This window comes from Campylobacter canadensis (assembly GCF_013177655.1).
Lineage (GTDB): Bacteria > Campylobacterota > Campylobacteria > Campylobacterales > Campylobacteraceae > Campylobacter_E > Campylobacter_E canadensis.
In genome coordinates, this window is the sequence record NZ_CP035946.1 from 927,997 (window position 1) to 952,218 (window position 24,222).

29 protein-coding genes are annotated in these 24,222 nt (G+C 26.5%); 6 read left to right on the forward strand and 23 right to left on the reverse strand.

Annotated features, from left to right (window positions below):
* Position 1: 1 nt before the first annotated feature.
* Together CCANL266_RS04400 and CCANL266_RS04405 are read left to right on the forward strand one after the other, a co-directional pair.
* Positions 2-484, forward strand: a complete 483-nt coding sequence (locus CCANL266_RS04400; protein ID WP_172231934.1) for a hypothetical protein — start codon at positions 2-4, stop codon at positions 482-484.
* A 631-nt stretch (positions 485-1,115) separates the two neighbouring features.
* Positions 1,116-1,325, forward strand: coding sequence for a hypothetical protein (locus tag CCANL266_RS04405; protein WP_172231937.1), 210 nt, complete (start codon positions 1,116-1,118; stop codon positions 1,323-1,325).
* Here CCANL266_RS04405 and CCANL266_RS04410 read toward each other — a convergent pair.
* From CCANL266_RS04410 to CCANL266_RS04480, 15 genes are read right to left on the reverse strand one after another with little or no spacing between them, the layout of a single operon-like run.
* The gene (locus tag CCANL266_RS04410) at positions 1,312-2,385 is read right to left on the reverse strand and encodes a CCA tRNA nucleotidyltransferase (RefSeq protein WP_172231940.1); all 1,074 of its coding nucleotides are present in this window, start codon (positions 2,383-2,385) and stop codon (positions 1,312-1,314) included. The genes CCANL266_RS04405 and CCANL266_RS04410 overlap by 14 nt on opposite strands.
* Positions 2,363-2,731, reverse strand: coding sequence for a CiaD-like domain-containing protein (locus CCANL266_RS04415; protein WP_216657304.1), 369 nt, complete (start codon positions 2,729-2,731; stop codon positions 2,363-2,365). The genes CCANL266_RS04410 and CCANL266_RS04415 overlap by 23 nt, the downstream gene beginning before the upstream one ends.
* Positions 2,728-2,973 carry a hypothetical protein gene (locus CCANL266_RS04420; RefSeq protein ID WP_224315905.1) on the reverse strand — a complete coding sequence of 82 codons (246 nt, stop codon included), beginning with the start codon at positions 2,971-2,973 and terminating at the stop codon, positions 2,728-2,730. Before CCANL266_RS04420 ends, CCANL266_RS04415 begins: the two co-directional genes overlap by 4 nt.
* On the reverse strand, positions 2,958-4,001 hold the full coding sequence (gene leuB, locus CCANL266_RS04425) for a 3-isopropylmalate dehydrogenase (RefSeq protein ID WP_172231949.1): 1,044 nt from the start codon (positions 3,999-4,001) through the stop codon (positions 2,958-2,960). Before leuB ends, CCANL266_RS04420 begins: the two co-directional genes overlap by 16 nt.
* Positions 3,998-4,474, reverse strand: coding sequence for a 3-isopropylmalate dehydratase small subunit (locus CCANL266_RS04430; protein ID WP_172231951.1), 477 nt, complete (start codon positions 4,472-4,474; stop codon positions 3,998-4,000). Before CCANL266_RS04430 ends, leuB begins: the two co-directional genes overlap by 4 nt.
* 12 nt (positions 4,475-4,486) lie before the next feature.
* Positions 4,487-7,255, reverse strand: coding sequence for a S8 family serine peptidase (locus CCANL266_RS04435; RefSeq protein ID WP_172231954.1), 2,769 nt, complete (start codon positions 7,253-7,255; stop codon positions 4,487-4,489).
* Between the two features lie 2 nt (positions 7,256-7,257).
* Complete coding sequence (locus CCANL266_RS04440) at positions 7,258-7,560, reverse strand: AzlD domain-containing protein (RefSeq protein ID WP_172231957.1); 303 nt, start codon at positions 7,558-7,560, stop codon at positions 7,258-7,260.
* Positions 7,557-8,222 carry an AzlC family ABC transporter permease gene (locus tag CCANL266_RS04445; protein WP_172231960.1) on the reverse strand — a complete coding sequence of 222 codons (666 nt, stop codon included), beginning with the start codon at positions 8,220-8,222 and terminating at the stop codon, positions 7,557-7,559. Before CCANL266_RS04445 ends, CCANL266_RS04440 begins: the two co-directional genes overlap by 4 nt.
* Positions 8,206-8,391, reverse strand: a complete 186-nt coding sequence (locus CCANL266_RS04450; protein ID WP_172229567.1) for a hypothetical protein — start codon at positions 8,389-8,391, stop codon at positions 8,206-8,208. Before CCANL266_RS04450 ends, CCANL266_RS04445 begins: the two co-directional genes overlap by 17 nt.
* The gene (locus CCANL266_RS04455; protein WP_172231963.1) at positions 8,388-8,924 is read right to left on the reverse strand and encodes a hypothetical protein; all 537 of its coding nucleotides are present in this window, start codon (positions 8,922-8,924) and stop codon (positions 8,388-8,390) included. The genes CCANL266_RS04450 and CCANL266_RS04455 overlap by 4 nt, the downstream gene beginning before the upstream one ends.
* Positions 8,917-9,432 (reverse strand): hypothetical protein, encoded by a 516-nt coding sequence (locus CCANL266_RS04460; RefSeq protein ID WP_172231966.1) that lies wholly within the window; start codon positions 9,430-9,432, stop codon positions 8,917-8,919. The genes CCANL266_RS04455 and CCANL266_RS04460 overlap by 8 nt, the downstream gene beginning before the upstream one ends.
* Positions 9,422-10,366, reverse strand: coding sequence for a hypothetical protein (locus CCANL266_RS04465; RefSeq protein ID WP_172231969.1), 945 nt, complete (start codon positions 10,364-10,366; stop codon positions 9,422-9,424). The genes CCANL266_RS04460 and CCANL266_RS04465 overlap by 11 nt, the downstream gene beginning before the upstream one ends.
* Positions 10,359-10,994, reverse strand: coding sequence for a lysophospholipid acyltransferase family protein (locus CCANL266_RS04470; protein ID WP_172231972.1), 636 nt, complete (start codon positions 10,992-10,994; stop codon positions 10,359-10,361). Before CCANL266_RS04470 ends, CCANL266_RS04465 begins: the two co-directional genes overlap by 8 nt.
* A complete protein-coding gene (miaB, locus tag CCANL266_RS04475; protein WP_172231975.1) occupies positions 10,975-12,276 on the reverse strand; it encodes a tRNA (N6-isopentenyl adenosine(37)-C2)-methylthiotransferase MiaB in 1,302 nt (433 codons plus the stop codon). Before miaB ends, CCANL266_RS04470 begins: the two co-directional genes overlap by 20 nt.
* Entirely contained in the window at positions 12,273-12,503 is a 231-nt protein-coding gene (locus CCANL266_RS04480) for an HP0268 family nuclease (protein WP_172231978.1), read from the reverse strand. The genes miaB and CCANL266_RS04480 overlap by 4 nt, the downstream gene beginning before the upstream one ends.
* A gap of 119 nt (positions 12,504-12,622) precedes the next feature.
* Here CCANL266_RS04480 and nusA point away from each other — a divergent pair, with 119 nt between their 5' ends.
* A complete protein-coding gene (nusA, locus tag CCANL266_RS04485) occupies positions 12,623-13,714 on the forward strand; it encodes a transcription termination factor NusA (RefSeq protein ID WP_172231981.1) in 1,092 nt (363 codons plus the stop codon).
* Positions 13,711-14,697: a pyridoxal phosphate-dependent aminotransferase gene (locus tag CCANL266_RS04490; protein ID WP_172231984.1), complete on the forward strand. Its 987-nt coding sequence runs from the start codon at positions 13,711-13,713 to the stop codon at positions 14,695-14,697. Before nusA ends, CCANL266_RS04490 begins: the two co-directional genes overlap by 4 nt.
* A 15-nt stretch (positions 14,698-14,712) precedes the next feature.
* Here CCANL266_RS04490 and flgH read toward each other — a convergent pair whose 3' ends face one another.
* The gene (gene flgH, locus CCANL266_RS04495) at positions 14,713-15,384 is read right to left on the reverse strand and encodes a flagellar basal body L-ring protein FlgH (protein ID WP_172231987.1); all 672 of its coding nucleotides are present in this window, start codon (positions 15,382-15,384) and stop codon (positions 14,713-14,715) included.
* 61 nt (positions 15,385-15,445) lie between these two features.
* Here flgH and pta point away from each other — a divergent pair, with 61 nt between their 5' ends.
* Together pta and CCANL266_RS04505 are read left to right on the forward strand one after the other, a co-directional pair.
* Positions 15,446-16,882, forward strand: a complete 1,437-nt coding sequence (gene pta, locus CCANL266_RS04500) for a phosphate acetyltransferase (protein WP_172231990.1) — start codon at positions 15,446-15,448, stop codon at positions 16,880-16,882.
* 15 nt (positions 16,883-16,897) lie between these two features.
* Positions 16,898-18,067, forward strand: a complete 1,170-nt coding sequence (locus CCANL266_RS04505) for an acetate kinase (RefSeq protein WP_172231993.1) — start codon at positions 16,898-16,900, stop codon at positions 18,065-18,067.
* 130 nt (positions 18,068-18,197) lie between these two features.
* On the opposite strand, the gene CCANL266_RS04510 is transcribed toward CCANL266_RS04505, so the two are convergent.
* The 7 genes from CCANL266_RS04510 to CCANL266_RS04540 all read right to left on the reverse strand — a co-directional run bounded on the left by CCANL266_RS04510 (position 18,198) and on the right by CCANL266_RS04540 (position 24,210).
* Complete coding sequence (locus tag CCANL266_RS04510) at positions 18,198-18,482, reverse strand: hypothetical protein (protein WP_172231996.1); 285 nt, start codon at positions 18,480-18,482, stop codon at positions 18,198-18,200.
* Positions 18,483-18,515: 33 nt separating this feature from the next.
* Entirely contained in the window at positions 18,516-19,496 is a 981-nt protein-coding gene (locus CCANL266_RS04515; protein ID WP_172231999.1) for a tetratricopeptide repeat protein, read from the reverse strand.
* Positions 19,497-19,569: 73 nt separating this feature from the next.
* A complete protein-coding gene (locus tag CCANL266_RS04520; RefSeq protein ID WP_172232002.1) occupies positions 19,570-20,892 on the reverse strand; it encodes a DnaB-like helicase C-terminal domain-containing protein in 1,323 nt (440 codons plus the stop codon).
* The gene (ispG, locus tag CCANL266_RS04525) at positions 20,889-21,962 is read right to left on the reverse strand and encodes a flavodoxin-dependent (E)-4-hydroxy-3-methylbut-2-enyl-diphosphate synthase (protein ID WP_172232005.1); all 1,074 of its coding nucleotides are present in this window, start codon (positions 21,960-21,962) and stop codon (positions 20,889-20,891) included. Before ispG ends, CCANL266_RS04520 begins: the two co-directional genes overlap by 4 nt.
* Positions 21,959-22,672, reverse strand: a complete 714-nt coding sequence (locus CCANL266_RS04530; protein WP_172232008.1) for a transporter substrate-binding domain-containing protein — start codon at positions 22,670-22,672, stop codon at positions 21,959-21,961. Before CCANL266_RS04530 ends, ispG begins: the two co-directional genes overlap by 4 nt.
* 76 nt (positions 22,673-22,748) lie before the next feature.
* Positions 22,749-23,480, reverse strand: a complete 732-nt coding sequence (locus CCANL266_RS04535; protein WP_172232011.1) for an amino acid ABC transporter ATP-binding protein — start codon at positions 23,478-23,480, stop codon at positions 22,749-22,751.
* Positions 23,473-24,210 (reverse strand): amino acid ABC transporter permease, encoded by a 738-nt coding sequence (locus CCANL266_RS04540; RefSeq protein ID WP_396021575.1) that lies wholly within the window; start codon positions 24,208-24,210, stop codon positions 23,473-23,475. The genes CCANL266_RS04535 and CCANL266_RS04540 overlap by 8 nt, the downstream gene beginning before the upstream one ends.
* Between the last annotated feature and the right edge of the window lie 12 nt (positions 24,211-24,222).

Here is a 24,222-nt window from a genome sequence, read left to right on the forward strand (position 1 = left end):
AATGCAAGAAGAAAAAGTAGAAAATCAAGTTATAGATGAATTAGTACCAAAATCAAAAATTTTAGCTTGTCCGCAAATTAATCCAAATTTAGTTGGAAATATAACTAGTATTAGTGAAAATAAAGCTAGTATGAGTTTTATGATTAGCAATGAGTTTATAACTGATAGTTTAGGCTTGGCACATAGCGGATTTATCTACAGTGCAGCTGCTTATTTAGCTCAAGTTGCAATTAATAATGCTAATACTTGTATTTTAAGTTCTAAAAGCTCGTTTTTTACACCTTGTAAGGTTGGGGAAGAATTATTTTTTGAAGCTAGTGCAAAGTTTGATAATGCTAAAAAAAGAGAAGTTTTTGTTGAAGCTTTTACTAGAGAAATTAAAGTTTTTGAAGCGCATTTTTATATTTTGGTTACAGATGAGCATATTTTGAAAATGCAGCAAAGCGAATTAAGTAAATATCAAAATAAAAAGAGTTCTAAGTAAAATAAAAATTTTAAATTTAGTAATTTTAAGCAATACAAATATTAGCAAAACATAGCGGATTTATCTACAATACAGGTGCTTATAATACTAAAAAATAAAATTTTGAAAATTGCAGTTTTCAATACTAAAAAATATAAAATTTTTATTCAATTATTTGATTAAACCTAATTAAACCTAGCTTAATTAAAATTTGTTAATTTTAAGTCATCAAATTGAAATCCCATTTTTTTCATTTATTACTTCAATTAATCTTATTAATTCTAAGATTTTATACATTTTAATTCAATGTAAATTAAAGGCATTATCTTTAAAATAATTGAACTTAAAAACTTGATGATGTCTAAATACTAAACAGTTTTTATGATTATAATCATCTTCTACAATTTGAAAGTTATGGTCGTTTTTGTAAATATATAGTATTTATATATTAACAGCTAGTTTGGGCTTAAACTTGTAATACATTAATAATTAAGCTTTTTTTTAGATTTGAAAATAACATAAAACTGCGTTAAAAGCCCTTTAAATTGCTGGATTTATAAAATTTTTTAAGACTTAATTTTTCAACATTATTTGTAGCCTTAAGTAAAAGCAAAATCTTGCATAATAACCTTTCTTGTTTTATAATTAGAGTATGAAAACAACCTGTTTAAAAAGAATAAAACAACTATTATCAGAGCTTTGGCTAGTTAGTAAACTTGCTTTTTTTATATCTATAATACTATCAGCATTTTTATCGCTTTTTATAGATGCAACTACTTATGAAATAGCTAAGCAAATAAGCCCTTTATTTATATTGTTTTTAAATGTTTTTAGCATAGTTGTTCGCTTTACAAAGTGCTAATTTCTCTTTTTAAAAGTTCTTTAATTTTTTCTTCTTGAAGTTGAAAAATATCTTCTTTAGACTTACAATTCGAATAATCAATATTTATTTTATCTTCAAAAATTCCAAGCTTAATCGCCCTATTTTTAATATTATTATTTAATCCTATAAAAGATTTAATTGGAATTTTTAATGCCAACTTACACAAAGTATAATCATTACTCACTAAAAACTCTTCTTTGATTATTTTTGAAGATAGTTTTTTGTAATTATTAAAAATATCAATATTAAAAAAGTATTTTGTGTAAAATAAAAACAAGGCAGCTCTTTTTTCTTGACAAACAAGATTTTTATTCTTTTTTATAGTTTGTAAAATTTTAAAGAAGTTTTTTTTATCAATATTACAATGAAAAACCTTGTTTAATTTTTCAATTTTATACAGGTAATACAGTCCAATTTCTGGATAAGTTGAATTAAAAATTTTCATAATTTCTAAATCAATTCTCATCTTACTTAAATATGAAATATCCATTTTTTTCATATAATTAATATCATTTTTAGAAATTTTAAGTTTAAATCTGGCAATAAAAGCACAAGCTCTAAGTACTCTTAGCGCATCTTCACTAAAAGTATCATAATTTAATATGCGTAAATATTGATTTTTACAGTCATTAATTCCACCGTAAAAATCTAAATACTGCTTCGTAAAAATATTTTGCAAAATAGCATTCATTGTAAAATCTCTTCTTTTGCAAGCAATTTTTTCATCTTGTTCAATACTTACACTAAAATCTCTATGTTTGTTACCTATTTTATTTTCTTTTCTAGCTAGAGCTATATCATAATTTTTATATTTATAAACAAAAAAATCTTTTCCAACGCCATTTGCGCCCAGCTCCTTTGCAAGTTTATGAAAATCATCTAAACTCAAATCATACAACTCAATATCAAAATCATTACTAGAAAAATTATCGTTTTTTAAAAAATGACTTCTTGTAAAACCACCTACAAAATATGCTCTATTTGTATATTTTAATATGCTTTTAAATAAAAATTCATCATTCTTTATCAAGTTGTTCATCTATATGTGCTAGTAAAAATTGAATAAATTCTATTGTTAAATCAAGTCTTTTATTTAAATCATTTTCATTATCGGCATTTTTCAAGGCTTCAAATAGTACTAAAATTCTTTCTTTTATTTTATTTAAATAAAGCTTATCTACTGTTTTTAAAACACTTTGTGTAGTTGATTTTTCTTGAAATTCTTCTTTTTTTTCTTCAATAAAATCTTTTTGACCTTGCATAAGAAAGTTATTACTTTCTTCTAATCTTTCTTCTTTTAATCTTTCTTCTTTTAATCTTTCTTCTTTTAACTCTTCTTCTTGCACCATCTTTAACGCAAGTTTTGAAATATCATCTATATTCATATATTTATAAGCCACCTTTTAAATTCATTTTCTTCTTGCTCACTTTGCATATTTACAAAAAAATCATACATATAATTATTCAATTCTAAGCTACGAATTTTAGCACCACTTAATCTCAAAATAGCATCTTTTGCTGCTTGATTATTTTTGTCTTTTAACAAAATATTTTTGTAAATTTCCAAGGCTTCATCTTTTAAGCCTTGTTGTTCATAAATTTTTGCTTCAGTTATTGTACGCATAATTTTGCTATTAAATCTCCCATTTCTTTAGTATTTAATTTGTGTTTTACAAAACTCATATCAGCACATCCATAACCATCTTTAATTACTCTAGCTACTGCATTTTCAATCTTTAAAGCATTGTCTTCATCGTTTAAAGAATATCTAAGCATTAAAGCAGCGCTTAAAATTGTAGCTATTGGGTTTGCAATAAATTTACCTGCAATATCAGGTGCTGAACCATGTATTGGCTCATAAAGCCCTACTTTTCCACCTATTGACGCACTTGCTAATAAACCAATAGAACCAACAACCATACTTGCTTCATCGCTTAAAATATCTCCAAATAAATTTTCTGTTAATATTACATCAAACTGTCTTGGATTTTTTATAAGTTGCATTGCAGCGTTATCAACATACATAAAGCTAAGCTCTACGCTAGGATATTCTTTTGAAAGCTCAGAGCAAAGCTCTCTCCAAAGAGCTGAAGTTTCTAAAACATTTGCCTTATCTACCATACAAAGCCTTTTTCTTCTTTTTAATGCACATTCAAAAGCGATTTTTGCAATTCTATAAATCTCTTCTTTTGTGTATTTCATTGTATTGCAAGCTTCGTTTTCGTTTTTGTATCTTGGTTGTGAAAAATAAATTCCACCCGTTAGCTCCCTAACTACTAATAAATCTACATCTTTTACTATTTCATCTTTTAACGAGCTTAATGCCAATAAATCATTATAAACCTTAGCTGGGCGTAAATTTGCAAAAACACCTAACGAGCTTCTAAGCTTTAATAAAGCACTTTCTGGTCTTTTTTCTCTTGCTAAATTATCCCACTTTTCTCCACCAATGGCTCCAAATAAAACAGCATCAGAGCTTAAAGCACAATCAAGCGTTGCTTGTGGTAAGCATTCTCCAACCGTATCAATAGCAATTCCACCCATTAAACATTCATTAAATTCTAAATCATTTCTTACTACTTTTAAAACCTTTAAAGCCTCATCAATAATTTCAGGCCCAATGCCATCGCCCTTAATTACACATATTTTTTTCATTTAATCTCCTTGCTTGCATATTCTATTAAACCACCTGCTTTTAATAATTCTTGCATAAATTCAGGTATTGGGCTAAAATTATATTTTTCTTTTTTGCTAATATTTTTTATTTCGCCTTTATTTAAATCAATTTCAATTTCATCATTTTCATCAATCTTATCGCAATCAGCACATTCTAATATTAAAAGCCCAGTATTAAAGGCATTGCGATAGAAAATTCTTGCAAAAGATTTTGCAATAACACATTTAATATTAGCAGCTTTTAATGCTATTGGTGCATGCTCTCTGCTAGAGCCACAGCCAAAATTTTCTCCTGCTACAATGCAATCATTTTCTTTTATTTCATTAAAAAAACCAGTCCTTGCATCTTCCATTACATATTTTGCTAAAATTTTTTCATCGCTTGTATTTAAATATCTTGCGGCAATTATTAAATCTGTATCAATATTATCAGCAAATTTAAAAACTCTCATTATCTCTCCTTATTAAAATTTATAATTTAATCCAAGCATTATTGAATAAATACTATAACGCTTTGATAATTCTGTATTAAACAAAGTATTTATGCTGCTATTGTCACTAATTTTATAATTAATATTTAAATCTGATTTAAACTTAGTTTTTGGACTTCTTCTTTCTTTAATAAGAATACTTGCAGATTCAAGATTTACAAAATTAGCTGATAAAATCTTTTTAGGACTAAAATCTCTACTTAAGGCAAAATTTAAATTAAAGTAAAAATCATCTATTTTAAACTCATTTTCTAAGCCAAGTTGAGTGCTAAAATGGTTGTAATTAAATTTATTTACATTTAAAGCATATAAAGAATTATTATCTTCGCTAAAAGAATTATTAAAAGAATAAATATAATTTAGCGATAAGAAAGGTTTAAATAAAATAAAATTAAATTCATAAGTAAGATAAGGTTTTAAATTTAAAGCTAAAAAATTATTTGAAAATTCTGAATATAAATTATCTAATTTTACTAGTCTATTTACTTCGTTATTAACATTAAAATATGCGATTTTTGATTCTAAATTAAATAAATCATTGTTAAAATCAAAGCCTAAAATAAAACCTAAACTTATTGCTTTATTTGTAAAGTTATAATTTTTATTTTCAATATCTGCGTAATTTAGCATAAATTTAGCAAAATAATCAAAATAATAAGAATCTTTATATGAGATACTTAAAGTGCTTGAGTTTTCTTTATATGAATTTAAATTAGCATATTGAAAGCTTTGTTTTACATTAAAACCATAGGTATTTACATTATCATTAAATAAAAAATTAACTCTAGCAAGATTTAAATAATAATTACCAGCAAAAGATTTCGCAAAAAGATTATTACTAAATGCTTTTAAGTCATCATTATTTGTATTTACAATATCATTTGCTAAAACCACTGCTTTATTTGCATCTTGCATACCTAATAAATAATCTTTATTATTGTATTTTGCCTCATTTGGTATTTCTTGCGCTTTTGAATTTTCATAAGCAAAAAATTCATTAACGCTTTTAAAAATACTTTCATAGTTTCTTCTTGCAAGCTCATCAATACTTGCAAGTTGCTCTGTGTTTTTTAAGCTAATATTTAATAATATTTTATTTTTTAAATATGAAACTTTATTTATTTTTAAAAAAGCACTTTGTATGGAGTCAATTTTTTTAAATTTACCTTGAATATTTCCTGCATTTAAAATTGTTTCATCATAGTTTGAACCCTTTGGTACATATTTATAAGCTAGTCCAACTAAGCTGTAATTTCCATCTAATTTAGCAGTATTTTTTACATTTAATATATTTCCTAAATTAGCATAAATATGGCTATTTTCTCCTAAATATAAATTATCAAGGCTTAAATTTTCATTTATTAAAATATTATTATTATAAAGGTCTTTTACGCTAGCATTACTAGCTCTTAAAATAGAATTATTTTCAAAACTAGCATTATTTTTATTCTTTAACCACAATACACCTTGATTTATGTAGCTTTTTTGATTAAAACTATTTTGAGCGCTTAAAATTAATGTTCCTTCTCCGTTTTTAACAAGATTAGAGCTTGAATTTATACTATTTGAAAAATCACTAAAGGTATTTGTATCTACATTAGCAACAAAACTTTTTGTAAGATTTGCAGGCCCATTTAATGCTTTTGCAGCGTTTAAAACGCCTTGACCAAAATATTCTTTTTCTTTTGCATCGCTTGAATAAACCTTATAAGCAGTAGAAAATAAAATATCTTTTATATTTTCATTACTAAGCCAAGGATATTTTTTATAAAGTAATGCTGCTGTGCTTAATATTGCTGGAGTGCTAAAGCTTGTACCACTATTGTTATTTATAGTAAATGGCGCACTAAGGCAATCAGCATAACTTTGCTTGCAAGAATTTCCTTTTGGATTAAGATAGATTTTTTTACCATTATCAATAACCCAATAATTAGTAGTTTTATTTAAAAAAGATTTTTCATAACCTAAGGCTATTATCCAACCCTTTCTTAAATCGCTATTAAGCGGTAATGCGTGAGCGGCTATAGGAGAATTATCATAAATATTGCCAGCAGCACTAACAACTAAGGCATTTTGATAAATTACGCTAGGAATATACATTCCTGTATTAACCTCTGTTTTATCAATGTAGGCATTTGGAGCAAAGGATTGATTAAAAAATCTTACACCTTTGTTTGAAAGTGCGTCAATACTAGGCATCATATTTGCATTTCCGCTAGTATTTTGCAAGCCGTCTGCTAAAATATTTGCAAAAGAAACATTAGGGGCTAGTAAGCTTGCTGTACTTGCTACTAATTCTCCATGATTTAAATATTTTTTTTCTTTTGTATCGTATAAAACACTATTTTTATATGCACTTTGAGTAAAGTTATTATCATTTAATCTATAAGAAAGCGAATGAAAAATATTATTATTTTTATCTTTATATGAATAGCTTTGATTTATTAAGGCGTTTTTCATGCCAGAATCAATAACTGCAATTACAACACCTTTTGCATCTAAACCTTGATTGTAATCTTTTTTAAAGCTTAAATTATCATAATATGTACTTTTTGTATTTGTTTTTTCTACATAACTTTGAGTACTATGTAAATTATTTGCTAAAGAAAAATTAGTATTTATAAGTCTTTTTTTTCTAATTTGCGTAGATTGTTTTGCGCTACTTGATTGATTGTTAGCTCCAGCACCGCCACAAGAAACTAGCATAAATGTTAATAAGCTTAAAGATATTATTTTTTTCATCGCTAAACCTTAAAAATGATTTCTTTTAAAATATAAAATATTATTGTAGCAGTAATTATACTAAAATAAGATTTTTTAAATAAAATTTGAATAATTAAAGCACTAAAACCAGCTATAATGTATGATAGACTTGATAATTTTGCATATTCTAAATCTTTATATAAATAAAAAACTAAAACAACCATTATTAAAAGTGGCATATGTTTTTGTAAAAATTCTAAATTTTCATTATTTTTATTAAATAAAAAATAAGCAAGTAGTTTTATAACAATAGCGCTAACTCCCGCCATAAATAATATATTCATCGTATAAGACATAGTTTCTTTCCAATTAATAAAATAATTAAAGCTGAAAAAATACAACTTAAAATCATTAAATCTTTATCAATAAAAATTAAGCCTAAAAAAGATATTACAATAGCTATTAAAAAGACTAATTTTTCTTTATTTTTTATATATAATTCATAAGCTAAAACTATAAATAACGCATTTAAGCTAAAGCTTAAAGCACTGTAATCTGATTTTAAAACACTAGCTAATAAATAGCCTAAAACACAGCCGCTAATCCAATATAAGTGATTAAAAAATAAAATTAATAAGGCTATTTGCTTTGAATATTGTTTTGAGCCTAAAATTGCAAAACTTTCATCAGTAAGTGCAAAAATTGCATAGAATTTTATAAAACCCATAGTTTTAAAATAATTTAAAGTACCTAAAACATAAAAAAAATGCCTTGTATTGATTAAAATACAAGCTAAAAGAATTTCAAAAATTCCTGCATTATTTGCAAGTAAATTTAATAATAAAAATTGTAAAGAACCAGAAAACACAAAAACAGCAGAAAATAAAACTTCAATAAAGCTAAAAGAATTAGAATAAGCTAAAATTCCAAAAGCTATTCCCATTACCACATAGGCTATTAAAACGCCAAAAGTATCAATTAATGCTATTTTAATATTTTTTATCATTGTTTATTTTGCGTATATATTCATCAATTTTTTCTTGATTAATTTTTTTGTTTTGACTGCTTTTTTCAAAAAGAATTTGCTTTGCATTTGCATCTTCTTTTTGAAAATAAGCATAATCAATCCCAAATAAAATTGCAATAAAAATAATTAAAGGTATTAAAAAAATCATTCAACCTCCATTTTGTTGTTTGAGTATATTTTTAGATTAAAAATAGCATTTATTTTTCCATCTTTTTCATACATATTTATTGGAAAATCAAGTTTTATAACATTTTTATAATTTTTTAACTCTAAAATAAAATCATAAAAAACTGTAGGGCTCGTGATTTTAGAACTCACATTTAGATTATAGTTTAAATATTCTTGTTTTTCATTTTCAATTTTTTCTATACTAACTTCATCAAAAAATTCTTTTGAAAATCTTATAAAATCTTCTTCATTAAATTTATTTTCAAATTTATCAAAATACATTTTATTATTTGATAGCAAGGTGTTTAAATCGTTGCTCAATTTATCTTGTTGTTGCTGTAATTGTAGTGTTTTTTGCTCTAAAATAGCGTTATTTTTCTTTGTTTTTTTGATATTGTTTGTGCTTGGAATTATCATTAATGCTATTAAAATAAAAGCACTAAATAATATTAAACATACCCAAAGAATCAATTTTGTAAAACTATAATTATTTAAACTATTGTCTTTATTCATTTAAATTCTCATCACTTAAATTTACACTTACGAAATTATACCAGCCATTAGGTTTTTGCACAAAATTTGTGGTTGATGCGTTAAAAATACTTTTTAATGGCGCATAAAATAAAGTATTAAATAATTCTTTAGTTGGCGTATCCCCTTTTATAACAACTTCATTTTTATCCATTCTTACCTCGCTTAGTGTGATATTATCAGGAACTAAATCAAATAAGTTTTTTATATTTTGTTGCATAATTTCATTGTTTGCTATGCTGTCTTTTATTAAAAATAATTGTTTGTTTTTTAAATTAATATCTTCTCTTAATTGAGTGATTTTTTCTTGAATTTGAATACTTTGCTGATTATAATCGCTTTCTAAATTTTTGTAATAAATATTTTTATAAAACAAATAAATATTAAAAAAAGAAATAAATGCCACAAAAGATAAAAAAACAATCAAGCATAACTTATTAAATTTATTTAATATGGGCTTTAAATTTGGTGTTTTTAAACTATAAATCATATTTAATTCCTAAATCCATAATAGACATATAAAGTATTTGCTCAAAAATATTTATATTGTAAGAATTGATTTTTATCATTAAATCATCTTCCATTAAACTAATTAAAGACTTACTTATTTTATCTTGCTCAAATAAATTAATTTGAGTTATAAACTCACCATTATAAGCATTATTTGTGTAAAATTCTTGCACTGCTGATTTTACATAATCTAAAACGCTTAAATCTAATTTGACATTATCACTTGATGAATTATTATCTTCTTCTAATTGAATTTGCAATTGTTCATCTACTTTTTCTAATTGGTCAAAATCAATTTCTAAATCAATACTATCTTCAACCATCATACTATCATCAATAATATTATCATTTTGAATATCTATAACTTGATTTTTTAATTCAAAATATCCACCAAAAAGAATTTTAGAATCTTTACTAATAATAACACAAATAAAAGCTTCATATCTTAATATATTTAAACAAGCTTGATTTGTATTAAAAATATTTCTATCCTTTAGTAATTTTAACAAAATTACAAAAGGAGAATAAATTAAATCAATTTGTAAATCATCTAAAATACAATTTGATTTTTGTAATTCACTTATTGCAACATATAAATAGCAATCTTGTAAATTTTTTAAATACACGCTTGAGCTATCAATTCCAAATTTTGATAAATTATTTTTACTAACACTAGGTAAAACCCCCTGCCCTATGCTACTAAAAAATAAACTAACATAAGCAAAATAATTCATATTGATTAATGTATTTAAATAATCTTTTAGGTTTTTTATATCATCTTTATTAAATTCTTTAAAAAATTTTCTTTTTTGTTTTTTGTTTTTAAATTCATAAGCATAAACTACATAAGAAGCTTCTTTTATAGCGATGATTATATAAGTCGTAGATAAAAATGAACGCAAAAAATCACGCATAAAAACCTTCCTTATTTAATTCTTTGTCTAAAATATCAAAATTGTTTAATATATCGTTTAACGCATTTTCTTCTTTTAATTTTATAGGTTTTGAAATTATAAAGGCAATTTTAGAAAATGGCTTTGCTAAAATCATTTTATCCCAGCTTTTTGCTTGATAAAATCTATTTGCAGAATTACTCATCAAAACAACATTTAGATTTTTTTTAACAGCTAATTTGTATGAACCTAGCGAAACACTATGATAAGGACCTCTTGGACCATCAGGAGTTATATAAACATCGTTTCCTGATTTTATAATTTCTTGAATTTGTTTTAGGGCTTTAATTGGCTCATCATAAGTGCTACCTCTAACAGCTTTAATATTAAAAAACTCCATAACACTAGCTATCAATTCGCCATCTTTATGATTACTTATTAATACATAAGGTGTTTTTTTATAACCATTTTTCTTTAAAAAATGAAATATAAAAGCCATCATAGCTAATTTTCCATGCCAAAACAATACAACACAAGGTTCGCTAGGTAAATATTTTTGCCCAAAATACTTTTTTTTACAAGTTAAAAATAGCATTTTTAGTATTATAAAAATTAAAAATGCTAATAATTTAATCTTGAATTTCGCCATAAAGAGTTGTCCTTGATGTTTTGTTTATCTTTACTTTTTTAAAACAACCTAATAATTCTTCACTACCATTTACATTAATTAAAAAATTGTTATCACTTCTACCTACTATTTGATTATTTTCTTTTAATTCTTCAAAAAATACTTCAAAAACTTTACCATCTTGCTTTTTACTAATTTTATCAAGAATGCTATTATATAAATCTTGCAAGGTTTTTAACCTTTTTGATGCAGTAAGTTCATCAATTTGATTAGGCATACTTGCTGCTAAAGTAAGCGGTCTTTTTGAATACTTAAATGAAAAAATTTGCTCAAATTCTAATTCTTTCATCACTTCTAAAGTTTCATTAAAATCCTCATCGCTTTCTCCAGGAAAAGCAACAATAATATCAGTAGAAATGCTAACATCGCTACACATTTTTCTAAGCTTTAAAGCTCTATTTAAAAACCATTCTTTTGTATATCCTCTTTTCATAGCTTTTAAAATTTGTGTTGAACCGCTTTGTAATGGCATATGCATACTCTTACAGATTACAGGATTAGATGTAAAAGTTTCTAAAAACTTATCATCCATGTGCAATGGATGCGGACTTGTAAATCTAATTCTTTTTAATCCAGATATTAAACTAAGTTCATTTAATAAATCAGAAAAATCCATTTTTCTATGCTCTTTAGAAAATCTTTTTCCATAATTATTAACATTTTGTCCTAGCAAAAATACCTCTTTAGCACCACTTAAAACCGCCTTAGTTACTTCATTTTTAATAATTTCAAATGGAATGCTAAGTTCATCTCCACGAGTATGTGGCACAATACAATAAGCACATTTTTTATCACAACCTGCCATAATATTTATGTATGATTTATAAATACTATTTCTAAATTCAGCAAAAGCAAATTCACTTTCGTCGTGATTAATATCATTACTTATAAATTTAGGTGTTTTAATTGCTTGAGTAATTTTACTTACATTTCTAGCGCCTAAAACAAAATCAACTTGAGGTGCCTTTTTAAAAATTTCACTACCTAAGTGTGAAGCCGTACAACCGCAAACGCCAATCTTAGCACCTTCTTTTTTATTTTTTACAAAACCGCCTACTTCACTAAATAATTTATGTACAGGTTTTTCTCTAACAGAACAAGTGTTTATTAAAATTAAATCCGCCTCAGCTTCGTTATTAGTAAGCTCATAGCCTTCTTTTTGCGTAAGTTCAGCTATCATTCTTTCGCTATCTCTTACATTCATAGCGCAGCCTAGGGTTTGTATAAATAATTTTTTACTCAAAGTGTATGAACCTCGTAAATATATTCATCTTCTAAAAGACCATATTTAACAGTATTTACATACACTTTTTTGTCTTTTAATTTATCAACCAATTTTGAAATTTCTTCTTTTGTGTTTGAACAATCTAAAAATATAACCCTATCAGTATTTAAAATTTCTAATGCTTCTTCAATATTTATTTCTTTTGCTTTTGATTGCAAAGTTTGTTTTGCTAATTTTAATTTCATCTTAAAAACCTTTTTAATAAAATAAAATTTGAATAATACCAAATTTCTGCTTTTATTAAACTTATTAAAAGTTAATTTTTGTAAAATAATTTTATTCTACAAAAAATAAAGGTAAAAAATTGGAAAGAATTATTGACATAATTGAATCAATTGCTAATGAAAAATCATTGCCTATTGATGAAGTAAAGCAAAAAGTTATTGAGGCTGTAATTAACACAGCTAAAAGATTATTTGGTGAAAATAAAAATTTTAGTGTTGATGTTAAAAAAAGTCTTAGTGTGTATCAAAATTTAATTGTTGTTGCTGATAATGATGAATTAGCAAGCGATGAAGATAAATATATTAGTTTAAGCAAGGCTAGAAAAGAATCAAGCGATGTTGAAATATCTGATGTTTTAAACTATGAAATTTCATTTTTAAATTTAGATAGAACAGCTATTAATTGGCTTTATAAAGAATTAGAAGAAAATATTCAAAGATTGCTTGAAGAAAAGCTATTTGAAAAATACCAAGCTATGATAGATAAAATGATTTTTGGTAGTGTTGTTTTTATTGATGATGATGAAAACACCTTCATTGAATTTGATGAAATTAGAGCAGTTTTACCAAGAAGATACAGAATTAAAGGTGAAAAATTTAAAATAGGTGATGTTTTAAAAGCTGTGATAAAGAGTGTTAGAGTTGATAAAAAACAAGGATTAAGATTAGAAATATCAAGAACATCTCCAAAATTTTTAAACGCCTTGCTTGCTTTAGAAGTTCCTGAGATTAAAGATGGTGCTATTGAGATTGTAAATAGCGCTAGAATTCCAGGAGAAAGAGCTAAGGTTTTATTAAGAGCAAATAGTACAAGTGTTGATGCAGTTGGTGCTTGTGTTGGCTCTAAAGGTGTTAGAATTAATGCAATTTCAAAAGAATTAAATGGAGAAAATATTGATTGTATTGAATATTCAAATGAAGCTGCTTTAGTTGTTTCAAGAGCTTTAGCTCCAGCAATAATTAATTCTGTTAATATTCAAGATGATATTGCTCATGTACATATTAACACCGAGCAAAGAAATAAGGCTATTGGAAAACAAGGAATTAATATTAGATTATGCAGTATGATAACAGGTTTGCAAATTCAGCTTAATGAAAATAAAAATGAAGAAAATGGCATAAGTGCTGAAGAAGCAAAAGCGAATTTAGAAAATTTATTTAAGAATATATGATGATTGATTTAAGTAAAAACGAAAATACTAGTTACAAACTAGACATAAGTGGGATTTTTAAGCAAATAGATTCAAATAGGTACTCTTTTTTAAAAAATTATCTTTTAAATGAAAAATTAGCGCAATTTTACAATCTAAGTGAAGATAACTTTTTGTTAGGGGTTGGTTCAGGAGAATGTATTTGCCTTTGTTTTTTATATTTTAAAACTTTAGCACAAGAATTAAATAAAGAATTTCAAATTATTAGCACTAGCCCTACTTTTGAAGTTGTTTTAGATTATGCTAAAGCTATGAATATAGATATTAAAAGAATTAATTTTGATGAAAATTTTTCTTTAGATATTAAAAAAATTAGAGCAGATAAAAATAAACTTAATTTAATTTATATTACAAATCCAAACAATCCAAGCGCTTATGTTTTATCAAAAGATGAAGTTGATTACTTAGCAAGCTTGGTAAATGATGAATGTTATTTACTTTTAGATGAAGCTTATGCTGAATTTGTTGAAGATTTTTATACATTGGATTTTGCAAAAAGTGATTATATTATTCATACAAGAACATTTTCAAAGATTTTTTCACTAGCTGCGTTAAGAATTGGTTACATAATTGCAAGTAAAAATTTTATAAAAAACATAAGCAAATTTTATAATCCTGATAAAATAAATTCTTTAGCGCTATTTTCAGCTATTTATGCCTTAGAACAAAAAGATTTTATAAAAGAAGCAAGAAAACAAATTAGTAAAAATCGTGATATTTTAATAAGCGAATTAAAAAGATTACAAATTCCTTATATTGATTCTAAAACTAATTTTTTACTTCATAAAATTAAAAGTTTAAAATATAATGAATTTATGCTTAGTAAGGGCATATTAACTGGAAATAACTTTTTTAATTACAACAGAGTTAGCATTGGAAATGAAGAAGAAATAAAAATTTTTATAAAAGCCTTAAACGAAGCGAAAAAGCTAGATTTAGTATAAAAGCCTTTTTGTAATTTAAAAAGGCCAAGCTCCTTCAACAGCCTTTGTCCCCCAATTTTTCTTGGTTGCTTTATCAAGCTCACCTTGAGTAGAATAAAGAATTTTTGCATCAGCAATATATTTGCTTTCAATAGTGTTTTGACCGCTAATATCATAAGGTCTTATAACTCCGCTTATTTGTACTATTTGCTTTTCGCCATTTATTAAAATTTGTTTTTTTCCTTCAATAAAATAATTGCCATTTTCTAATACTTTAATTATTCTTGCACTTATTGTTGTTTGAAAATTATCATTTCTACTTGCTTGTCCGCTACCGCTAAAATCACTGCCACCTTGAGTTTTAAAAGACATATCAGTATTTTTATTTATAGAAGCTAATAAACCTCCAAAAACACCAGCATTTAAGTTTGAATTTGTACTTTTACTTGTGCTTTTTGAAGCTTTTGAGCTTTGAATTGTATCTTCTTTAATAATAATTGTAACAATATCATTTACATTCATAGCCTTATTATCTCCAAAAATTGGATTACTGCCCTTGCCAAATAAAGAGCCAGGGTTGCTAATATCTGCTTTAGCTTTAGGTTCTAATTGCTCAACATAAACTGGAGCTTTCATATCTATACTTGGCTCTGTATATGAACAAGCACAAAATGCTAATAGGCTAAGTGTAAAAATACTTTTTTTCATTAAAAAACCTTTAATTAAATTTTTTTATACTTTATGCAAAAATTATCAACAAGGAGTTAAAATGTTTTACTACATTAGAAACGACAAAGATGGCTTAAATGAAGCCTATGAATTTATAAAAACATTAAAAAATGATTATGAAGATTTAGCTATTTTTCAGCCTAGTGCTTGTGCTTTAGGTTGCGATAGATTAGCTGAATACGAAAGTAAATTAGGTGTTAAAACTTATTATCTATTTAAAGATGATGAAGCTTGTAAAGCATATTTAGAAGATGAAAATGAATTTTTTAAAAAAATAATTTTAAAGCATCAAGAATTGCTACAAGAACATAAGCATATTTTTGTTATGAATTTTAATGCTTTTGGTGTTATTGATGCGCTTTTAGTTAATTTGCAAATTAGCAAACACTTAAATCTAAATGTGCTTACAAATTCAACAACAATTAGTCAGTATGCACAAAAAATTAATATAAAAACACAAAGTTTAAGTGAATATAAAAATTTAAAAGAAAGTAACTTTTTAACTCCAATTGCTTTTAAAATTAAGCTTGAAAATCTTGCAAAAAAAGATATAAAAACAATAGTTTTACCAGAAGGTGATGATGATAGAATTTTACTTGCTGCTAGCAAACTTTTAGAAAGTAAGGCTGTTAAGTTAATAATTTTAGGCAACAATCAAGAAATAGCAAAAAAAGCAAGCGAATTAGATATTAATTTAGATGACATAAGAACAATCAATCCAGGAAATTCTCAATACGATGAAGAATTTGCAAATGCACTTTATGAAGCAAGAAAAGCAAAAGGATTAGAGTTGCAAAAAGCAAAAGAGTTAATTAAAGATAGAAATTATTTTGGTACTATGCTTGTTCATTTAGGTTATGCTGATGCAATGGTAAGCGGTGCTGCTTGTACTACTGCTGATACTATTCGCCCTGCTTTACAAATTGTAAAAACAAAGCCTAATGTAAGCTCTGTTAGTGGCGGATTTTTTATGTGTTTAGAAGATAGGGTATTATATTTTGCTGATTGTGCAGTTACACCTAATCCAAGTCCAGAGAATTTAGCTCAAATAGCAAAAATTAGTGCTGATACTGCTCAAAATTTTGGTTTTAAAGCAAATGTGGCTATGCTTTCATATTCAAGTGCAAATAGTGGTAGTGGTCCAAGCGTTGATGCTACAAAACAAGCTTGTGAATTAGCTAAGGCTATTGATGGTTTAAATGTTGATGGTCCAATGCAATTTGATTGTGCAGTAGATTTAAAAACAGCAAAATCAAAAATGCCAGATAGTAAAGTAGCAGCAAATGCAAATGTTTTTATCTTTCCTGATTTAAACGCTGCAAATATTTGCTATAAAGCCGTGCAAAGATGTGCGAACGCTGTTGCGATTGGCCCTATTTTGCAAGGTTTAAATAAACCAATTAACGATTTAAGTCGTGGTTGTTTAGTTGAAGATATTATAAATACATGCTTAATTAGCGCAATTCAAGCTCAATAAAATGAAAGGAAAAAAATGAAAAAAATATTAGTTTTAAACTCGGGTTCAAGCTCTTTAAAGTTTCAGTTGTTTTTAGATGAAGAAAGTGTTGCTAGTGGTTTGGTTGAACAAATTGGCGAGAAAATTTCAAATGCGCAATTAAAATTCGCAGATAAAAAAATAGAAAAAAAAGAAGAATTAAAAAATCATGAAGAAGCTCTTAAAATAGTATCTTTAATGCTAAAAGAAGCAGGATTTTTAAATGAATTTAGCGAACTTAATGCTGTTGGACATCGTGTTGTTCATGGTGGAGAAGATTTTATAAAAGCAACCAAAATTGATAATTCTAATATAGAAAAACTAGAATCAATAAGCTCTTTAGCACCTTTGCATAATCCAGCAAATATTGCAGGTATTAAAACAATCTTAAATCTAGCTCCAAATGTAATTAATGTTGCTGTTTTTGATACAGCATTTCATCAAACTATGCCTGAATATGCTTATCGCTATGCAATTGCTGATGAGTTTTATACAAAAGACAGCATTAGAAGATACGGCTTTCACGGAACCTCTCACGAATATGTAAGTCAAAAGGCTGCAGAATTTTTAGGTGTAAAACAATTAAATGCAATTAGCGCTCATCTTGGAAATGGTGCTAGTATTAGTGCTATTAAAGATGGTAAATGCGTTGATACTTCTATGGGTCTTACTCCACTTGAGGGATTAATTATGGGAACTAGATGTGGCGATATTGATGGTGGTGCTTTATTTTTTATGGCAAGAAAGCATAATTTAAGCATTGATGAGCTAGATAAAATCTGCAATAAAAAAAGCGGTATGTTAGCTTTATGCGGTGCTAATGATATGAGAGATATTGAAGATAATATGCAAAAAGGCGATGAAAAATCAAAATTAGCATTTGAAATGTTTTGCTATCGCATAACAAAATACATAGGTTCTTATTTAGCAGTAACTCCTGCTAGTGCGTTAATTTTTACTGCTGGTATAGGAGAAAATGATAATTTAGTTAGAGAAAAAGTATGCGAAAATCTTTCTCACTTAGGTTTTGAAATTGATAAAGAAAAAAATAATATTCGCTCAAAAGAAATTAGAAACATAGCAACAAGCAACTCTAAATACGCAATTTTAGTTATTCCAACAAACGAAGAATTAAGCATTGCAAAGCAAACAATGGCATTTTGCTAAAACAATTTAAGCTCGCAAAGAGCTTAAATATTTAATTAGCATAAAAAGTATTTTTTAGACTTGTTATGTTTTTTAAATAATTTATATTATTTAAGTATTATGCTTAAATAAGTTATTTTTCTTTATTTTTTTAATTGTTTTTTACATCAAATCTGCGTTTATATATACAAGCTAAGCAACTTTCATTTTGTACTATTGGGTAATTAAAATCACAAAAATATGTACTAATTAATATTGGTATTTGTTTATTTCCCCAACTATTTGGTCTAAAAGAAAGCACTTGAGCATCTTTACAATTTGGTTCAATATCAGAAAAAACGCTATCATCTATAACGCAAACTTCGTTTTTATATTCATTTGAACAAGCACAAAAAAATAATGCTAAAGTAATTAAAGTTAATATATTCTTTTTCATTCTTTATCCTTTTTTTATGTAATAAATTTTTAATTAAAATTTTTGATTTATTAATTCTTTATATAGATTACAAGCTTTTTCTATACCTAATTTACAAGATTTTGCGTAATATTGCTTTGCTAATTCAATATCAAAATCTACACCAAGTCCACTATTGTGCAGTAATCCAACATTTAAGCAGCCATTAGCGTTATTGTTATCACAAGCTAATTTATAAAGATTTTTTGCTTTAATATAGTCTTTTTCTACACCAAAACCATTAAAATACATATTACCTAAATTTGAGCAAGCGCCAAATTCACCACCATTACAAGCTTTATTTAAAAAATATGCTGCTTTATTGTAATCTTTTACATTATCATCATAAATACTATATAAATTTCCTAAATTAGAACAACCTTTTATATCTCCTTTATTGCAAGTATGTGTAAAATATTCTATTGCCTTAGGGTAATTTACATTCATCATAATACCTTCTGCATATAAAATACCTAGATTATTGCAAGCAGTATCCGAACCACCATTACAAGCTTTTTCGTAGAGTTCTTTTGCCTTATTAATATCTTGTTTTACACCAAGTTTATTTTGATATAAGTAGCCTAAATCATTACAAGCTGCAGCATAATCATTATTACAAGCCTTAGTGTAATATTCTTTTGCCTTAGCATAATCTTGCATTCCTTTTGCATTAAAATATAAAATTCCTAAATTATTGCAAGCAATGGTGTGATTTTTATCACAAGCCTTAGTAAGATATTCTTTTGATTTATTATAATCTTTTTTTACCCCAAGTGCTTCATAATATAAAATTCCTAAATTAGCACAAGCATTAATATGATTATTTTTACAAGCTTTAAGCCACACATTTTTTGCTTTTAAATAGTTTTTCTTCTCAGCATACGAAACTCCTAAATCAACACAAGCTCCATAATTGCCCTTGTTACATTTTTTCTCTAAGTCATTTGCTGCTACAAAACTAAGACTTACAGCCATCAAGCATAATGTTTTTTTCATACTAGATCCTTTATCTTAAAATAAAGTTGTAGTATATTTATTTATTGTCCAGTAATGCGTTACTCAAAAAAAATTAAATACTAATTGTATTTTGTGGGCTATTGTCAAATTGAATTTGTCTAAATCTTGATTTTGCTGCATCAAATTCTAAAAACATTTGCTTTAAATCTCCAGAACGATTTTTTGCAATATCTAAGGTGATTTTTCTTGATGATGAGCTTTGTTCGGAATTTTCTTCTTTGCTTTGAGTTTCATATAAAAACATTATCGCATCAGCATCTTGTTCAATGCTACCACTTTCTCTAATATCAGATAAAAATAGTTTTTTATCCGTTCTTGAATCAACACCTCTATTTACCTGAGAAAGTGCTAAAATAGGAATTTTTAGCTCTAAGGCAAGCAGTTTTAAACCTCTTGAAATCTCACTTACTTGAATATGTCTTGGAGCATTTACATTCAAAGAAGTCATTAATTGAATATAATCAATAATACATAAAGAAATTTGCGGATTTTCTTCTTTTAACCTTCTTAAACTTGAGCGTAAAATTTCAATATTTAGCTCTCCTCTATCAAAGGTAAAAAATGTTTTTGAGCTTAAATAATTTGCACTTTCTTGCAGCTCAACTTGTTGAATATCATCAAGCTGAGCTGTAATAATATCTTGTAGTAAAATTGAACTATGTGAAGAAATAAGCTTTGTCATAATTTTATAAGCTTCCGTTTCTAAACTATAAAAAACCACTCCACAATCTTTTTTAAGGGCATTTAGAGCAAGATTTAATGCAAAAGTTGTTTTTCCAACACCTGGTCTTGCTGCAAGTATTATTAACTCCCCTGCTTTAAAGCCCTTTGTAAGCCTATTTAACTCGCTAAAACCAGTATCAACCCCTATTATATTTTTATCAATTAAGCTTGATACTCTTGCTAATTCTTCATAAAATTCACTAATTGCAACACTGGCTGATTTTAAACTAGTATTTGAAACTCCTGATAAGATATTATAAATTCTAGCGCTCAAGGAATTTGTAAATTCAACCGTATTTTGAGTATTTGCTAATTCTCCTAAAGTTGTGCTTAAGAGTGCGTTTAATTGGTCTTTAATACTTAAATCTTTTAGAGTTTTGCAGTAATCTAGGACATTAATCATACTGTTTTTGATTTCAAATTCATTCCAAAAATCGTCTTTAATATCTAAAAAATTAAGTTTTAGTTGTTTTAAATCTGTATTTTCGCCTAATCTTCTTTTATTTTTTAAAAAAGTAAAAATTCTTGCATTTAAACTAAGGGCAAAATCGCTTTCTTTTAAAATAGAAGCTGCAGTATCAATGTGTTCATTGTTATAAACACAAGCTAATAAAATACTTTGTTCTAGTTCAATATCACTGAATTTACTCATTTATTCTCCCATAAAGCAGCTTCAATCTTTACTTCTTCTAAAAATCTATCTACTAATTTATCGTATTTGCATTTTGCAACAATTTCTCCACGCTTAATAACCAAGCCTTCATTTTTACCAAAAGCAATAGCAACATCAGCCCCCTTTGCTTCGCCTAAAGCATTTACCGCACAGCCCATTACGCTGATATTTAACGGAGCTTTAATATCTTTTGTTTTCTCTTCAACAATTTTTATTGCACTTAATAAATCGCTTTGAATTCTTCCACAGGTTGGGCAAGATATTATATTAACACCGCTTTTTTGCACCCCGCTATCTTGTAAAATTGCCTTTGCTACTTTTATTTCTTCGCAAAGTTCTCCTGTCATTGAAACTCTTAAAGTATCTCCAATTCCATTTAATAATAAATTCCCTAAAGCAATTGAAGATTTTATAGTGCTATGAAATTTTGTCCCTGCTTCTGTTACCCCTAAATGAAACGGATATTCGCATAAATTTCTTAATTTTGTGTAAGCTTCGATTGTGCTTTGAACATCTGAAGTTTTTATACTAATTTTAATTTCTGTATAATCTAAGTCCTCTAATAATTTAATATTATATAAAGCACTTTGAATTAAAGCTTCAACGCTTCTTCCGTGCTTGATTTCAAACTGCTTTTCTAAACTACCGTGATTTACTCCAATTCTTATTGGAATTTTTCTTTGTTTGCAAGCATCAACAACAGCTTTTATATTTTCTTTTCCGCCTATATTTCCAGGGTTAATTCTAATACCATCAATAAATTCAGCACAATAAAGAGCTAAATTGTGATTAAAATGAATATCAACAATCAAAGGCAAAGGGCTTTGCTCTTTAATTTGCCTTAAAGCCCTTGCATCTTTTATATCCAAACAAGCAAGTCTTACAATATCAGCTCCAGCGAATTTAAGCTGCATAAGTTGTTCTAAACAACCTTGAATATCTTGCGTTTTTGTAAATAACATTGATTGCACGCTAATTGGTGCATCGCCACCTATTTTTACACCGCCAACACTTATTTGTTTGGTTTTAAATCTTTTATATTCGCTCATTTTATTCCATATTTATCACATAAATCTTTAAATTCTTGAGTGTTTTTAAACTCAGCTAAAGCTTGGTTTAGTTTGCTTAATAATTCTTGATTTTTACCTTTATTAACAGCAAATTGCATACCCTCTTCTTCGTTTGCGACACTAGCAAATTCTACTAAATTTTCATTCTTTTTTATAAATTCACTTGCTACTAAAGCATCAAGTGCAACTGCATCGAGTTTGTTGTTATTTAGCATTAAGATTAAAGCTATTGGGTCTTGATTAGATACAATTTTTGCACCTAATTTTTTTGCATCAAATTCTTGAATTGTGCCTAGCTGAACGCCTACTTTTTTATCTTTTATTTCATCAATACTACTTAAAGAACTTTCTTTATTTTTTATATATGAAGTCTTTGCAAGATAGTAAGTATCACTAAAATCAACACTTTTTTTTCTTTGCTCATTAGAAGTCATTCCAGAAGCAATAACATCAATCTTACCAGCCTTTAAAGCAGGAATTAAGGCATCGAAACTTAAAGTGCTAAAACTTATTTTAATATTTTGCATTTTTGCTAAAGCACTTATTAATTCAACATCAAAACCACTTAGCTTGCCATCAACAATCATATCAAAAGGTGGATAATCAGGAGATATGCCAACCTTATACACTTTTTCATCAGCACAAGCACTCAAAATAAATACAAATAAAGCTAAAAATATTTTTTTCATCATAATCCTTTTTTAAAAAATTATACTAAATTAGCATAAGCTAATCAACTAATTTTAAACCTCCTTTCCCCCTAAATTAATGATTTAATACCTTATTTAAAAATTCATTTAATCTTTCATCTTTATTGTTTTTAAATATATTTTCTGGGCTATCATCAATGCTAATAACCCCGCTATGCATAAAAAATATTCTATTAGCTACATTTTTAGCAAAACCCATTTCGTGAGTTACTAAAATCATTGTTACATCGCTTTCTTTGGCTATTTCTTTTATTAGATTTAATACCTCTCCAACCATCTCAGGGTCAAGTGCGCTTGTAGGTTCATCAAATAAAATAACTTCAGGCTTCATCATAAGACTTCTTGCTATTGCAATTCTTTGCTTTTGTCCTCCGCTTAATTTATGAGGATAAAAATTTTCTTTATCAGCTAAACCAACCTTTTTTAGTAGTTCTTTTGCATAAGAAATAGCTTCTTCTTTATTCATTAAAGAAAGTTTTACTGGTGCTAAAATAAGATTTTCTAAAACATTTTTATTTGCAAATAAATTAAAATGCTGAAAAACCATTGAAACTTTTTGTCTTAAAATATTGATATCACATTTTTTATCTAGGATATTTTGATTGTTTATAATAATACTTCCTGAGCTTGGTTCTTCTAGTCTGTTTAAACATCTTAAAAAAGTGCTTTTTCCACCACCACTTGGACCAATAATAGCTATAATATCACCTTTTTTAATATCAACACTAATATTTTTTAATACTTCTAAATCTTCGTAATTTTTGCATAAATTTTTTATTTTAATCATTTTTTTTCAACCTTGCTTCAAGTATTCTTACACAAACAGTAAATATTTTTACACTAGCATAATACACAACACCAGCAAAAATATAAGGTTTAGGGTCGTATAAAATTCCTTGAAAAATTTTACTTTGAAATGTAAGGTCAATAACGCTAATAAAAGAAACAACGGAAGTTTCTTTAAATAAAGAAATAAATTCATTAGCTAAAGCAGGAATAATATTTTTTAATGCTTGTGGAAAAATAATCATTCTCATAGCTTGTAAATTACTAAGTCCCATTGCTCTTGCTGCTTCCATTTGCCCCTTATCAACACTTTGAATTCCGCTTCTAATTATTTCGGTTACATAGGCAGTTGAGTTTAAACCAATAGCAATAATTGCAACATACAAAGCATTGTCTATATTCATAATTCCTTGTTCTGTAAAAATATAAAAAGCAAAAATCATTAATAATAATACAATAGGAATACCTCTTATAAAATCCAAGTATTCATTTATGAGTGCTGTTAAAATATTATTTTTCAAACATAATAAAAAAGCTAAAATAAAACCACCAGCAAGACCAATCACAAGCCCACTAGAAGTTAGCAATAAGGTTGTTCCATAGCTTTTTAAATAATCAAGATTTTCTTGCTTGCTAAGCTCAAATGGATAAAAATAATTTGTAATTAAAATTACAATTGCCAATGGAATTAGCGTTTTAATAGCATAAACAATAACTTTTTCTGTTTTCAATATTTTTCCTTT

What these genes read in the sequence shown, in the direction of transcription:
- CCANL266_RS04400 (WP_172231934.1), top strand. Translation starts at nt 2, where the DNA reads ATGCAAGAAGAAAAAGTAGAAAATCAAGTTATAGATGAATTAGTACCA.
- CCANL266_RS04405 (WP_172231937.1), top strand. Translation starts at nt 1,116, where the DNA reads ATGAAAACAACCTGTTTAAAAAGAATAAAACAACTATTATCAGAGCTT.
- CCANL266_RS04410 (WP_172231940.1), bottom strand. Translation starts at nt 2,385, where the DNA reads ATGAACAACTTGATAAAGAATGATGAATTTTTATTTAAAAGCATATTA.
- CCANL266_RS04415 (WP_216657304.1), bottom strand. Translation starts at nt 2,731, where the DNA reads ATGAATATAGATGATATTTCAAAACTTGCGTTAAAGATGGTGCAAGAA.
- leuB (WP_172231949.1), bottom strand. Translation starts at nt 4,001, where the DNA reads ATGAAAAAAATATGTGTAATTAAGGGCGATGGCATTGGGCCTGAAATT.
- CCANL266_RS04430 (WP_172231951.1), bottom strand. Translation starts at nt 4,474, where the DNA reads ATGAGAGTTTTTAAATTTGCTGATAATATTGATACAGATTTAATAATT.
- CCANL266_RS04435 (WP_172231954.1), bottom strand. Translation starts at nt 7,255, where the DNA reads ATGAAAAAAATAATATCTTTAAGCTTATTAACATTTATGCTAGTTTCT.
- CCANL266_RS04440 (WP_172231957.1), bottom strand. Translation starts at nt 7,560, where the DNA reads ATGAATATATTATTTATGGCGGGAGTTAGCGCTATTGTTATAAAACTA.
- CCANL266_RS04445 (WP_172231960.1), bottom strand. Translation starts at nt 8,222, where the DNA reads ATGATAAAAAATATTAAAATAGCATTAATTGATACTTTTGGCGTTTTA.
- CCANL266_RS04450 (WP_172229567.1), bottom strand. Translation starts at nt 8,391, where the DNA reads ATGATTTTTTTAATACCTTTAATTATTTTTATTGCAATTTTATTTGGG.
- CCANL266_RS04455 (WP_172231963.1), bottom strand. Translation starts at nt 8,924, where the DNA reads ATGAATAAAGACAATAGTTTAAATAATTATAGTTTTACAAAATTGATT.
- CCANL266_RS04460 (WP_172231966.1), bottom strand. Translation starts at nt 9,432, where the DNA reads ATGATTTATAGTTTAAAAACACCAAATTTAAAGCCCATATTAAATAAA.
- CCANL266_RS04465 (WP_172231969.1), bottom strand. Translation starts at nt 10,366, where the DNA reads ATGCGTGATTTTTTGCGTTCATTTTTATCTACGACTTATATAATCATC.
- CCANL266_RS04470 (WP_172231972.1), bottom strand. Translation starts at nt 10,994, where the DNA reads ATGGCGAAATTCAAGATTAAATTATTAGCATTTTTAATTTTTATAATA.
- CCANL266_RS04480 (WP_172231978.1), bottom strand. Translation starts at nt 12,503, where the DNA reads ATGAAATTAAAATTAGCAAAACAAACTTTGCAATCAAAAGCAAAAGAA.
- CCANL266_RS04490 (WP_172231984.1), top strand. Translation starts at nt 13,711, where the DNA reads ATGATGATTGATTTAAGTAAAAACGAAAATACTAGTTACAAACTAGAC.
- flgH (WP_172231987.1), bottom strand. Translation starts at nt 15,384, where the DNA reads ATGAAAAAAAGTATTTTTACACTTAGCCTATTAGCATTTTGTGCTTGT.
- pta (WP_172231990.1), top strand. Translation starts at nt 15,446, where the DNA reads ATGTTTTACTACATTAGAAACGACAAAGATGGCTTAAATGAAGCCTAT.
- CCANL266_RS04505 (WP_172231993.1), top strand. Translation starts at nt 16,898, where the DNA reads ATGAAAAAAATATTAGTTTTAAACTCGGGTTCAAGCTCTTTAAAGTTT.
- CCANL266_RS04510 (WP_172231996.1), bottom strand. Translation starts at nt 18,482, where the DNA reads ATGAAAAAGAATATATTAACTTTAATTACTTTAGCATTATTTTTTTGT.
- CCANL266_RS04515 (WP_172231999.1), bottom strand. Translation starts at nt 19,496, where the DNA reads ATGAAAAAAACATTATGCTTGATGGCTGTAAGTCTTAGTTTTGTAGCA.
- CCANL266_RS04520 (WP_172232002.1), bottom strand. Translation starts at nt 20,892, where the DNA reads ATGAGTAAATTCAGTGATATTGAACTAGAACAAAGTATTTTATTAGCT.
- ispG (WP_172232005.1), bottom strand. Translation starts at nt 21,962, where the DNA reads ATGAGCGAATATAAAAGATTTAAAACCAAACAAATAAGTGTTGGCGGT.
- CCANL266_RS04530 (WP_172232008.1), bottom strand. Translation starts at nt 22,672, where the DNA reads ATGAAAAAAATATTTTTAGCTTTATTTGTATTTATTTTGAGTGCTTGT.
- CCANL266_RS04535 (WP_172232011.1), bottom strand. Translation starts at nt 23,480, where the DNA reads ATGATTAAAATAAAAAATTTATGCAAAAATTACGAAGATTTAGAAGTA.